The sequence below is a fragment of the Dietzia maris genome, from assembly GCF_014144855.1.
Taxonomy (GTDB): domain Bacteria; phylum Actinomycetota; class Actinomycetes; order Mycobacteriales; family Mycobacteriaceae; genus Dietzia; species Dietzia kunjamensis.
Map to the genome: position 1 here is coordinate 1 of NZ_JAALDN010000133.1, position 11,999 is coordinate 11,999.

At 71.3% G+C, this 11,999-nt stretch carries 12 protein-coding genes and 1 riboswitch; of the genes, 3 read left to right on the plus strand and 9 right to left on the minus strand.

Annotation, left to right across the window (positions count from 1 at the left end; genetic code table 11):
* Positions 1-918 (plus strand): PASTA domain-containing protein (locus tag G6024_RS05100; RefSeq protein WP_159148218.1); only part of this gene is annotated, 918 nt, incomplete at its 5' end.
* A gap of 63 nt (positions 919-981) precedes the next feature.
* On the opposite strand, the gene G6024_RS05105 is transcribed toward G6024_RS05100, so the two are convergent.
* The 5 genes from G6024_RS05105 to G6024_RS05125 are packed head-to-tail and all read right to left on the minus strand — an operon-like array spanning position 982 to position 5,059.
* Positions 982-2,388 (minus strand): class II 3-deoxy-7-phosphoheptulonate synthase, encoded by a 1,407-nt coding sequence (locus G6024_RS05105; RefSeq protein WP_067713735.1) that lies wholly within the window; start codon positions 2,386-2,388, stop codon positions 982-984.
* Between the two features lie 36 nt (positions 2,389-2,424).
* Entirely contained in the window at positions 2,425-2,922 is a 498-nt protein-coding gene (locus G6024_RS05110) for a polyadenylate-specific 3'-exoribonuclease AS (RefSeq protein WP_067713732.1), read from the minus strand.
* A 6-nt stretch (positions 2,923-2,928) separates the two neighbouring features.
* Positions 2,929-3,669, minus strand: coding sequence for a lysophospholipid acyltransferase family protein (locus G6024_RS05115; RefSeq protein WP_096907274.1), 741 nt, complete (start codon positions 3,667-3,669; stop codon positions 2,929-2,931).
* A gap of 44 nt (positions 3,670-3,713) precedes the next feature.
* A complete protein-coding gene (locus G6024_RS05120) occupies positions 3,714-4,601 on the minus strand; it encodes a hypothetical protein (RefSeq protein ID WP_096905656.1) in 888 nt (295 codons plus the stop codon).
* Positions 4,598-5,059 carry an SRPBCC family protein gene (locus G6024_RS05125; protein ID WP_159148219.1) on the minus strand — a complete coding sequence of 154 codons (462 nt, stop codon included), beginning with the start codon at positions 5,057-5,059 and terminating at the stop codon, positions 4,598-4,600. The genes G6024_RS05120 and G6024_RS05125 overlap by 4 nt, the downstream gene beginning before the upstream one ends.
* Positions 5,060-5,200: 141 nt before the next feature.
* On the opposite strand from G6024_RS05125, the gene G6024_RS05130 reads away from it, so the two are divergent.
* Positions 5,201-7,000: an AMP-dependent synthetase/ligase gene (locus G6024_RS05130; protein WP_119192984.1), complete on the plus strand. Its 1,800-nt coding sequence runs from the start codon at positions 5,201-5,203 to the stop codon at positions 6,998-7,000.
* Positions 7,001-7,034: 34 nt separating this feature from the next.
* Here G6024_RS05130 and G6024_RS05135 read toward each other — a convergent pair whose 3' ends face one another.
* The 4 genes from G6024_RS05135 to G6024_RS05150 all read right to left on the minus strand — a co-directional run bounded on the left by G6024_RS05135 (position 7,035) and on the right by G6024_RS05150 (position 10,731).
* Entirely contained in the window at positions 7,035-8,168 is a 1,134-nt protein-coding gene (locus G6024_RS05135; protein WP_067713719.1) for a glycosyltransferase family 4 protein, read from the minus strand.
* A gap of 136 nt (positions 8,169-8,304) precedes the next feature.
* On the minus strand, positions 8,305-9,228 hold the full coding sequence (locus G6024_RS05140; RefSeq protein WP_235027762.1) for an NlpC/P60 family protein: 924 nt from the start codon (positions 9,226-9,228) through the stop codon (positions 8,305-8,307).
* A 432-nt stretch (positions 9,229-9,660) separates the two neighbouring features.
* Positions 9,661-10,272, minus strand: coding sequence for a C40 family peptidase (locus G6024_RS05145; RefSeq protein ID WP_119192985.1), 612 nt, complete (start codon positions 10,270-10,272; stop codon positions 9,661-9,663).
* Positions 10,273-10,284: 12 nt separating this feature from the next.
* A riboswitch (cyclic di-AMP (ydaO/yuaA leader) is annotated at positions 10,285-10,433 on the minus strand.
* Positions 10,434-10,512: 79 nt separating this feature from the next.
* Positions 10,513-10,731 carry a hypothetical protein gene (locus tag G6024_RS05150; RefSeq protein WP_096905661.1) on the minus strand — a complete coding sequence of 73 codons (219 nt, stop codon included), beginning with the start codon at positions 10,729-10,731 and terminating at the stop codon, positions 10,513-10,515.
* 154 nt (positions 10,732-10,885) lie between these two features.
* Between G6024_RS05150 and G6024_RS05155 the strand changes: the two genes are divergently transcribed.
* Positions 10,886-11,999, plus strand: a 1,114-nt coding sequence (locus G6024_RS05155; RefSeq protein WP_194307265.1) for an exonuclease domain-containing protein, incomplete at its 3' end; no start/stop codon positions are given.

An 11,999-nucleotide genomic window follows, 5' to 3' on the forward strand; every position in this document is an offset into this window, starting at 1 on the left:
GCCGTCGGGTTGGCCGCCGCGACCCGCGACGCCTTCAGCAACGACGTCCCCCCGTCCGCGCTGGTGGGCACCGACCCCGCGGCGGGCGAGCGGGTGCCGCGCGGCGACACCGTCGATGTGTTGGTGTCCGTCGGTCGCCCCGTGGTGCCCGAGGTCGGCGCCGACAGGTCGGTGGACGCCGTGTCCGCAGCGCTGCGGGAGAACTCACTGGAACCGGTCCGGGGCGGGAACGAGTACTCGGACTCGGTACCCGTCGGCCAGGTGGTCTCCCTCCAGCCGGGCGCGGGCACGACCGTCGACGTGGGCACCCGGGTGGCCATGGTGACCAGTTCCGGCCCCGCACCCGTCGCCGTCCCCGAGGTCGTGGGCCTGGAGGAGGACCAGGCGCGGGCGGCCCTGGAGGGCGCGGGCCTCACCGTGTCACAGGTCAGACGGGTCTACGACGACGAGGTGGACGGCGGCGCGGCCGTGGGCACCGACCCGGACAGCGGAACCGACGTGTCCCGCGGGGACGGGGTCGTCCTGCTCGTCTCCAATGCACTGACCGTGCCGGACCTCCGGGATGTGCCCCTCGACGAGGCGACCGGGATCCTCGAGGACGAGGGGTTCACGATCGTCCGCGAATCGCCCGTGACCGATCGTCAGATCTCCGACGGCCGCGTGGTGCGCACCGATCCGCCCGCCGGGACCCGGCTCGACCCGACGAACGCGGTGCTGCGGGTCGTCCCGTCGGACGCGGTGACCGTCCCGGTGGTGCTGGGTTCGCGGGCCTCCGACGCGCGCCGGACGCTGCAGGACGCCGGGCTCGAGGCCACCATCGACTCGGGAACGTCGAGGGGGATCGTCTACGGCCAGACCCCGCTGCCCGGCCGGGTGGTGGCCAGGGGCAGCGAGGTCGAGATCGACGCGCTCGGCTAGGACCGGCCGCGTCTCCGGCGCGGCCGGCCGTGCCTCCGGGGCGCGAGGCCGGCCCCTACGGCGTCAGCTGCGCAGCATCTCCGCCACGAGGTAGGCGAGCTCGAGCGACTGCTGGGTGTTGAGGCGCGGGTCGCAGGCGGTCTCGTAGCGACCGGCCAGATCGATGTCCGAGATGTCCTGGGCTCCGCCGAGGCACTCGGTGACGTCCTCACCGGTGAGCTCGATGTGGATGCCACCCGGGTGGGAACCGAGAGCGTGGTGGACCTCGAAGAAGCCCTGTACCTCGTCGATGATCCGGTCGAAATGGCGGGTCTTGTACCCGTTGGACGTCGAGTGCGTGTTGCCGTGCATGGGGTCGCACTGCCAGATGACCTTGTGGCCGGTCGCCTCGACGGCCTGGACGATCGGCGGCAGCGCGTCGCGGACCTTGTCGTTGCCCATCCGGGAGACGAGCGTCAGTCGACCCGGCCGGTTGTGGGGGTCGAGCTTCTCCACGTACTCGACCGCCAACTCGGGCGTGGTGGTGGGACCGATCTTCAGGCCGATCGGGTTCTGGATGAGCGAGGCGAACGCCACGTGGGCGTCGTCGATGCCGCGGGTCCGCTCCCCGATCCACAGGAAGTGCGCCGACAGGTCGTACAACCCCTGCTCGGCGTCGCCGGTCAGGCCCGTGCCGTCGTCGGCCAGGCGCAACATGGCCCGCTCGTAGTCCAGGACGAGCGCCTCGTGGGAGGAGAAGATGTCGGCCGAGCGCAGGTTCTGGTCCGAGACCCCGCACGCGTCCATGAAGCGCAGGCCACGATCCACCTCGGCGGCGAGGGCCTCGTAGCGGGCACCAGCGGGCGAGCCCGCGACGAACTCCATGTTCCATTCGTGGACGCGATGCAGGTCCGCGGTGCCCGACGCCGTGAGGGAACGGACCAGGTTCATCGCCGCGGCCGCGTTGGCGTAGGCACGGACGAGCCGGGAGGCGTCGTGCTCACGGGCCGCCTCGTCCGGCTCGAGCGCGTTGACCATGTCGCCGCGGTAGGACAGCAACCCGGTTCCGTCGCGGTCCGCCGAGCGGGGCTTGGCGTACTGGCCGGCGATCCGGCCGACCTTGACCACGGGCATCGACGCACCGTAGGTCAGCACGACCGACATCTGCAGCAGGGTGCGGATCACGCCCTTGATGTGCGGCTCGGTGTTCGCCTCGAACGTCTCGGCGCAGTCACCGCCCTGGAGCAGGAACGCACGCCCGTGCGCCACGTCGGCGAGGCGATCGGAGAGGTGCTCGACCTCGGAGGCGACGCAGATCGGCGGCACGCTCTCCAACACTTTGCGCATCGCCGCGGCGTGACCGGGATCCCACGACGGCTGCTGAAGGGCGGGCCGCGAGAGGGCGTCCGCCAGCTGCCGATCCAGGTCCGCGGAGAGCGGCGGGAGGTCGGGGAGTTGCGCGATGTCGACGTCGACTGTCCAGTTGCTCACCCCGGCGACGATACGCCACCACCGGCGGAGCGGGCCTCAGAGACCCAGGTGGGGCGACTTCGCCGCGATGGCGCGGAAGCGCATCGCGGCGTGGCGGGCGTCGGCGAGGGCGTCGTGTTCCCCTCCCGGGTGTGCGGGCAGGTCGGGCTTGCCGGCGGTCTCCCAGAGCTGGCGGACGTCGCGCGTGAACCGGGGCATGGCGGCGGGAAGGGCTGTCATGTCGCCCCACAGCTGGCAGACGGCCACGTGGTCGTACGCCCCGATCCACGCCCACATCTCGACCCCGCCGGTGGGCGGCGCGGTGACGAACTCGTAGAGCTCGTCCCGGATGCGGCTCCGGGACATCCACGCGGACGACGACGGGTTGGGCAGCTTCGGAAGGACGTTGCGCCGCACCCACGGCCCGGCCGCCGAGGCGTCGAAGTCGGTGGACACGGCGTAGAACTCCCGGCCGTCCTCGGCGACGATCCCCACGGAGACCAACTCGATCGTCGTGCCGTCCTCGATGAACTCGCAGTCGTAGAAGTAGCGCACCGGCGATCAGCGCTGTCCCTCGACGGGGTGGTCGAGCAGGTTCCGCCCGGCCTTGCGCACCGCCTCGTAGCGCTTCTTCATCTCGGCGCCATACGTGTCGTGGACGTACTCCTGATTGGTCAGCGCCTGGATCCGCCGCATGAGCTCGTCGGTGATCTCGCGCTCAGCGTCCCGGTCCCCCTCGCGCCCGGCCCACGGGGACAGATCGAGCGGCTCGCCGAGCATGACCCGGATCTCGGTGCGCCGCCCGGGGCGGAACCGGGAGATCCGGCGTACGTACTCGGGGGTCCCGGTCACGCCCACCGGGATGATGGGCACCCCGGCGCGGAGTGCGAGGCGGGCGGGCCCGGTCTTCCCGCGGTACAGACGACCGTCCGGCGAGCGCGTCCCCTCCGGGTAGATGCACAGGATCTCCCCCGATGAGAGGACCTCGAGCCCGGCGTCGAGGGCGGCCTGCGCGGCGTCGGCGTTGGTGCGGTCGATCGGGTGCTGGCCCGAGCCGGCGAAGAACCACCGGCTGAGTATGCCGCGGACACCGGTTCCGGTGAAGTAGTCGCTCTTGGCCAGGAAGGTGACCCGGCGGGGCATGAGCAGAGCGGTGAACAACCAGTCCGCGACGGACTGGTGGTTGCCGACCAGCAGGGCGCCACCGCGCTCGGGGAAGTGCTCGCGTCCCGTGACGACCCGACGACTCGTCAGACGTAGGAACGGGCCGATGAGCACGTATTTGAACAGGTAGTACAGCAACGGGTCACCGGTCCTCTTGTGATGGCTGTCGACGAATGCGGATACTACCCGGCGCGGTCCGCGGATCCGGACGGTACGAGGTTCGGGGGCCACAGATCCGGGTCGGGCAGGAAGCTGATCACCAGTCGACCCGCGTCGCGCTCGAAGACGGACTGCGTGAGCACACACCGGCGCAGCAGCGGCGGCAGCGCCACCACCGCCCGGAACCCGTCGAACTCCAGGCGGAGCCGGTCCCCCTCGACCGAGACCGGCGCGGACGGGCGGGTCGGGGCCGGGTACTCGACCCGGTATCCGCCCTCGCCGTCGGGCGCCACCACCGGGGTGACGGCGCCGCGGGCCAGAGTCGCCATGGCAGCCGTGGAGCCGGCCGGGGACCCCACCACGATGGTCTCGATCCTCCCGGCGAGGAAGCCGGCCACGTCACCGGCGAGCAGCGCGAGTCTGTGCGCTTCCCGCACCCGCACGTCGGCGCGTCCGCCCGCCGCCATGGAGGCGAAGCGCACATTGGCGGGCCAACGTGATTCCACGAACGCGGCCAGTTCCCCGGCCGCCGCGAGCCGGCGCACCGCGGTCAGGTCCCCGTCGAGCTCGACCACGACGACGTCCCAGTACTCGGACGACGCGGCCCGTCGCGCGTACTCCCACCCGAGCACCGCGGCCAGTGGGGCGTCCCCTCCGGCGGCGAGCGCCGCGAGTACGTCGTCGTCCGGATCGGCGGCGCCGGACCGGTAGGTCTCGAGCCTCGCCGTCGGGTCGTCGACCCGGACCTCGACGGGCCCGTCCTCCGAGACGTCGAGACGGGGGTCGACGGCATCGGGATGGCCGGTCAGGATCAACGCCGTGCAGCCGGGGTCCGCGAGCAGGTCGGCGGTGACGCCCGCGCGGTCCTCGGGATCTCCCCCGAGGACGACGACGACACGAGTTCTGCTCACCGCGACTCCGCCCGGCGTTTGAGTTCCTTCAGTGCGTCGCCCAGGATCCGGCGCTCGGCGCGGCTGCGCAGGCTCCCGATCACCGGGACCGTGAGCTCGATCTCGAGTTCGTAGTCCACACGCGTGCCGCCCTCCACCGGTTCGAGCCGGTAGTAGCCCCGTTGGGCCCTCTGCAACGCCGAGCTCTCGAGCCGCCACTCCAGACCGCGGTCGTCCGCCGACCAGGAGTAGACGAGGACGTACTCGTCGACGATCGCGCCCGCCTCGAGCTCGAACCGCACCCGGTCCGGACGGCCGTCCTGACCGCTGGAGAGCACTTCGGCCGCGCTGATCGACGCGGACCACTCCGGGTACGCGGCGAAGTCGGAGATGACCGCCATGACGTCCTCCACCGGTGCGTCGACCACCGTGGAGTCTCTGGTCGGCCACACCTCGGGGGCGCCGTCGTGCTCGCTCATACCCACAAGCTTCACATATCCCGCTCCGCGATGCGCCCCACCCGCGGCGCCCGGAAGGCAGGCGACGTGACCACCGTGTGGTCCCGGCGATAGTGTGTGTGGTCACCGACATACTCTGAACGTCTCCACCGGGAGGACCCTTTGCGCGAATACGTCGCGGTACCCGCCAACTTCACCGTCCCTGACGACTGGTCCTGCGTTCAGTCGGCATACGACCGCGCGGAGAACACCCCGGAGAACGTGGCGTTCCAGAAGCCCGTCGACGGTCGGTGGACGGACGTCACCAACCGCGAGTTCGCCGAGGAGGTCCGGACGATCGCCCGCGGACTGGTGGCGCTCGGTGTCCGGGCGGGCGATCGGGTCGCCCTCCTCAGCTCCACCCGGTACGAGTGGAATCTCATCGACTTCGCGATCTGGGCCGTCGGCGCGGTCACCGTTCCCGTGTACGACAGCTCCAGCGCCGACCAGATCCACTGGATCATGGAGGACTCCGCGGCCCGGTTGATCATCGTCGAGAACGACACCCACGCCTCCACCGCCCAGGAGGGCGTGCAGGGCCTGGAGGTCGCCGACGTCCTGGTGATCGACGGTGCGACCCCGGTCCTGGAGACCCTCGCCTCCGAGGGGGCCTCGGTCGACGTCTCGGTGCTCGACGAGCGCCGGGCCTCGGTCCGCGCCGACTCCCCCGCGACGCTGATCTACACCTCGGGGACCACGGGCCGCCCCAAGGGCGTCATGCTCAGCCACCGCAACTTCATGTCCGAGACGCTCGCCGTGCTCGAGACGCCGTTCAGCGGGATCCTGCGGGACGACGCCACCTCGGTGATGTTCCTGCCCCTGGCCCACGTGTTGGCCCGCGCCATCACCTACGCCGGATTCCACGCCGGGGTGACCATCGCGCATTCCGCCGACCTGACCAACCTGGTCGAGACGTTCGGCGAGATGCAGCCGCACTACATCCTGGCCGTCCCCCGCGTGTTCCAGAAGGTCTTCAACAAGGCCCAGGCGACCGCGCAGGACGGCGGCGCGGTCAAGGCGTGGATGTTCGACAAGGCCGCCGACACCGCGGTCGCGTACTCGAAGGCCAACCGGGGTGACGGCCGGGTGGGTCCGTTCCTCGGGCTGCGCCACGCGATCTTCTCGAAGTTGGTCTACGCCAAGCTCGTCAACGCGCTCGGTGGGCGTTGCGAGGTCGCCATCTCCGGCGGCGCCGCCCTGGGTGACCGTCTGACCCACTTTTTCGACGGCATCGGGGTCAACATCTTCGAGGGCTACGGCCTGACGGAGACCTGTGCGGCGATCACGGTCAACACCCCGGGGCGGATGCGGATCGGCAGCGTCGGCCAGCCGCTGCCCGGCTGCGCGGTCCGGATCGCGCAGGACGGTGAAGTCGAGGTCAGCGGACCCGTCGTCGCCTCCGGCTACTGGCAGAACGAGGAGGCGACCGCCGAGTCCTTCAGCGACGGCTGGTTCCGCACCGGTGACCTGGGTTCGCTGGACGAGGACGGGTACCTGTCGATCACCGGCCGCAAGAAGGAGATCATCGTGACGGCCGGCGGGAAGAACGTGGCGCCCAACCAGCTCGAGGACGCGCTGCGTGCGGACCCGCTCGTGGCGGAGGCGGTGTGCGTGGGCGACGGCAAGCCGTTCGTCTCGGCCCTGCTGACCCTCGACCCGGAGGCCGTCGAACGGTGGAAGACCCACCACGACAAGTCCGGCTCGTTGTACGAGTTGCTCAAGGACGCCGATCTGATCGAGCACCTGGACCAGGCGCTGGTGCGGGCGAACCGGAGCGTGTCGCACTCCGAGTCGATCAAGAAGTACCACGTCCTCCCGGACCAGTTCACCGAGGAGACCGGTGAGCTCACCGCGTCCCTGAAGGTCAAGCGCAACGTCGTGCACCAGAAGTACGCCCAGCAGATCGAGTCGCTCTACGCCTGATCGGACCGCGCGTCGGAACGCGTGCTCTCGCGGGTCACTCCCCCGAGAGCACGCGTTCCATGTCCCGGGCCAGGTCCTCCCAGCGCCAGTTCTCCAGCACCCAGGTGCGGCCGCGGACCCCCATGGCCGACGCCCTGGGCCGGTCCTCGAGCAGGCCGGCGACGGCGTCGGCGACCTCGCCCTGTGACGTCCCGTCGACCACGAGACCGGTCCGGCCGTCGCGCACCGTCTCCGGGGCACCGCCGCTCCGGCCCGCCACGACCGGCACCCCGCACGCGGACGCCTCCAGGTAGACGATTCCCAGCCCCTCGACGTCCAGCCCTCCCCCTCGGGTCCTGCACGGCATCGCGAAGACGTCCGCGAGTCGGTGGTGGTCGACGATCTCGTCCGCGGGGACGCGGCCGGTGAAGACGACCCGGTCGGCCACCCCGAGGCGGCGTGCCAGTCCTTCCAGCGTGCGCCGATAGGGCCCACCGCCGACGACGACGAGGACCGCCCCGGGCACCCGCCGGGCGATCTCCGGCATCGCCCGGATGAGCATGTCCTGGCCCTTCCGCGGCACGAGGCGGGACAGACACACGATCACGTCGCGGTCCGCGAGTCCGTAACGGTCGCGGATCGCCCTTCGCCGTGCGGGATCCGGCCGGAACCTCTCCGTATCGACGCCACCCGGCTGGTGCACGAGGCGGGCGCGGGGACCGAACGCCGCCGCGAACCGCCTCCGCGTGTAGTCGCTCACATAGGTGACCGCGTCGGTGGACTCCCCGATCAGTCGCAGGATCTGGCGCGAACCCGGCAGCATCGACCAGCCGACCTCGTGCCCGTGTGTGCTGGCGATGATGCGGTCCACGGGACCCTGCCGTAGCACCGGCGCCATGGCGGCGAGGGGGGCGGCGGCCCCGAACCAGATCGTCGTCGCGCCGAAGTCCGAGGCGAGCCTCCGTGCGCGTGCCGCGAGGTCAGGCGTGGGGAGCAACACCTCGGTGGGCACCCTCTCCACCAGATAGGGCTTGGCGGCGTCGTACTCCGCCGATTCGCCACCCCGGAACGTCGAGGCGAGCACCGCGACGTCCGTCGGGTCCAGGTGGCTCAGATACGTCTCCAGGTACGACTGGATCCCGCCCGGGCGCGGCGGGTAGTCGTTGGTGATCAACAGCGTCTTGGTCATCGGCTCCGAGCCTGCCACACAACCCGGCCCGCCTCGGCCCCGCCCGGTGCGTCGTCCTCGTCGGGAAGGGGCGGAGCGCGATCGGGGACGGCCGGTGTCTGCGCGGGGCGGCCGTGCTTGGCCGGGTCGGCCGGGGTCAGTAGCGGCGGATCCCGTGAATCGGCATCGCGTCGACCTGCTCGAGGCGGACCGGCACACCGTAGGTCGGGGCGTGCAGGACCAGACCGTCGCCGGCGTACATCCCGACGTGGGTGGCGCCGGGGAAGTAGATGACAAGGTCACCGGGCCGGATGTCGTTCATCGCCACCGGGGCGCCCGCGACCGCCTGCGCCTGGCTCGCTCGGGGCAGCGCCTTGCCCTCCTGCGCGTACGACCACACCATGAGACCGGAGCAGTCGAACTCGGACGGGCCCGTCGCGCCCCACGAGTAGGGCGCGCCCAGCCGGGAGAGTGCGACTCGGAGCGCCGCGGAATTGACGTCGTCCACCGGCGGGGCAACGTACCCCTCCGGCACCACCGGTCCGCCGATCCAGAGATCGCGTTGTGCGTCCGACAGTGCGTCGACCCGGCGACGGACCTCATCCATCCGTACCCGCATCTCCTCGGTTCGGCGGGCGAGCGCGTCGGTTCGCTCCTGCGCGACGCGGGCCGCGTCCCGGGCCTCGGCCGCGGAACGCGCGGCCTCTTCCCTGAGCTGCACCGCATCCCGGGACGCAGCTCTGGAGGCGTCCAGTGCACTCGTGGTGGCCCCGGACAGTCGGCGCAGCGTGTCGAGCCTGTGGACCAGGTCCCGGGGGCTCTCGGCGAGCACTGCCGCCCGTGTGGCGCCGGTGTCCCCGCCCCGGTACCGCATGGTCGCGAGGTGATCGACGATGGACTGGTCCCGGCGCGCGGTGCCGTCCGCGAGGGCGGACCGTCCGGCTGCGACCCCGGCGGCCCGTTCGAGGCGGACGCGCTCCCCGTTGGCGCGGTCCAGTTCCCCGCGCGCGAGGTGGAGCTGCTCCCCCAATGCTCCCGCCTCCTCGGACAACCGGGCCAGCTCCGCCAGGTCCTCGCTCATCTCGCCGGGCACCGCTGTGGCGGACGGCGTGGTGGACGGTGCAGTCTGCGACGGAGCGGGGGAAGACGGAGCGGTCGACGACGGAGCGGGAGAAGTCGAAACCTGATCAGGCGGGGTAACCGGACCCGGGACAGGCGCCGTGGTCGCGGTTGGCGACGACCGGTCCGGGGTGGTGGTCTGCGCTCCGGCCGGCGCGGGACCGAGGGTCAACGAGGTGGTCACGGTCGCTGCGATCGCGAGCACGCTGAGGCTGCGGGTCATCTGGTGTCGTCGAACTCTCGGATCCGGGTCACGCAGGGCGCGGGCGCCCAGCCGACGCCTACGGTGGAATCGGGTACCCGAGAGGGGATGTTACAGACGACAGACCCCGCCGGTGACCGGTTCGAGACCGGACGCCGACGGGGTCTGCGGAGGTTCGGGGAGCGACCCGACTCAGTAGTAGCGTGTCGCACCGTAGAACGGCATGGAGTCCACCGGCGCGTAGCTCACCGAGGTGCCCGAGTACGGGGCGTGGACGACCTGGCCGTTGCCGGCGTAGATCCCGACGTGGCTGGCGCCACTGTAGAAGGCGACGATGTCGCCGGGCTGCAGGTCGGCCTTGGAGACCTGGGTGCCGCCGCCGATCTGGGCCTGGCTGGTGCGCGGGATGGAGATCCCCGCCTCCTTGTAGGCCCACGAGGTCAGACCGGAGCAGTCGAACGAGTTGGGGCCGGTAGCGCCCCAGACGTAGGGCGAGCCGACCCGGGTGGTGGCGGCGTCGAGGATGCGCTGGCCGGTCGAGACCACCGGCGCGGGGGCGGCGAACTCGACGGGCGCCGCCTGTGCCTGGGCCTGGGCCAGGCCGGCCGGGAGCTCGATGCCCTCCGGTAGGTCGAACGAGACCTGGTTCGGCACGCCGGGCAGCCGCAGCTCGACGGGGACGTCGACGGTGACGGGTGCGGCGGCGGCGGTTCCGGAACCGGCGACAGCGGCTCCGGCTGCGAGCAGGCCGGCGGCGGCGACACGGCGGCCGGTCGAGCTGGTCTTGATGCTGTGGGCTCCCACGAAGACTGTTCCTCTTTCTTCCTGCGGCACCGACCGGGTTAGCTGACGGGTTCGGACACGGAAGTCTGTCCTACGCTTCGGACCTGTAGGCCCTCGTGCGATTCACCCCAGTGGATCTTGGTTCCCCGGTGCGCCCTTCGGCGCTTAGGTGTGACCCCGGCTCCCCGCCGGCAGGCGGGCGATGACTTCCGAGGTCTCGAAAAGGTTACGAAACCGTCTCGTCGAAGTCCAGTTCATCGCTCACGCGGCGACGTCAGCCCCCAGAATCTCGACCGTGGAGACCATTCCGACCTCGCGCAGGACGTCGATCGCCTCGCGGACCTCCGGGTCCAGAACATAGCCGCACGACTCCGGAGAAAGCTCGTCCACCTGCGGTTTTCCGGCGTCGAGAACGGCGATGATGCACCCGTCACATGCGGCGGGCCCTGCGGGACACCGCACGCAGTCCATAGTGAACATGATCTACCTCACACTTCGTCCTGGGCGTGTTGCCCGTTCGTTATCGAGCCGCGATCCGGGCCCGGGGTGGTCGTACTGCGGGGCACCCTAGGGACAAGGTCCGACAACCACGGCGGGGCCGGCGGTGTCGGAGGGCGGGGCTACCGTCGCCGGCATGCCCCGATCCCCCTCCCCCGTCTCGACCGGGGTGCAGGCAGCCTTCGACGATCTCGAGCCTCTGCTGTCCGACGTCACGTTCGTCGTGGTCGACCTGGAGACGACGGGCACCCGGACCGGAAGCGACGAGATCACCGAGATCGGCGCGGTACGCGTCCGAGGCGGCGAGGTGCAGGCGGAGCTGTCGACGTTCGTCTCGATCGACGGTGCCCTGCCCGGCCACATCAGCAGACTGACCGGGATAGCTCCGGACGACCTCGTCGGTGCCCCGAGTCTCGGCGAGGTGATGTCGACGTTTCTCGAATTCTCCCGCGGGGCCGTCCTCGTCGCCCACAACGCGCGGTTCGACCTGGGGTTCCTGCGGGCCGCCGCCGCGTCGACCGGGCACCCGTGGCCCGATCCCCCGTCGCTCTGCACCCTGGCTCTCGCGAGGCGGGTGCTGCACCGCGGGGAGACACGAGGCCACCGGTTGGGAGTCCTCGCCGCGCACCTGGGGGCCACCGTGGAGCCCAATCACCGGGCCCTGCAGGACGCCCGCGCCACGGTCGACGTGCTCCACGCACTGATCTCGCGGGTCGGCGACTGCGGGGTCTCGACCCTGTCGGAGTTACGGGCCTACGACGGTCGCCTCTCCCCGGAGGTGAGGCGGCGGGCCGCCATGACCGGGTCATTGACCGAGGGGCCCGGTGTCTACGTGTTCCGGGACGACGCCGGTGGCGCCCTGTACGTCGGCTCGTCCGGCGCGGTCCGCAGACGGGCCCGGTCCTACTACTCCGGCGGTGACACGCGCGGACGGATGCGCACCATGGTCGGGCTGGCCGACTCGATCGACTCGGTCGCGTGCGCCCACCTCCTCGAGGCGTGGACCGTCGAGGAACAGCTCATCGACTCGCTTCAACCCCCGTTCAACACCCGGTCGCGGAGCCCTCGCCGCGGCTGGTGGCTCACGCCCCCCACCGGCCGCGCCACCCGCCCGAAGGTCGTGCGAACCCCGGACGACCCCGCCGCCATCGGGCCCTTCCGGCGCGCCGAGGACGCTCGGGCCGCCTGGGAGGACCTCCTCGGCGTGTTCGGCACCGCCCCGGGATCCGATCGCTGGGCGGCGCTGGCGG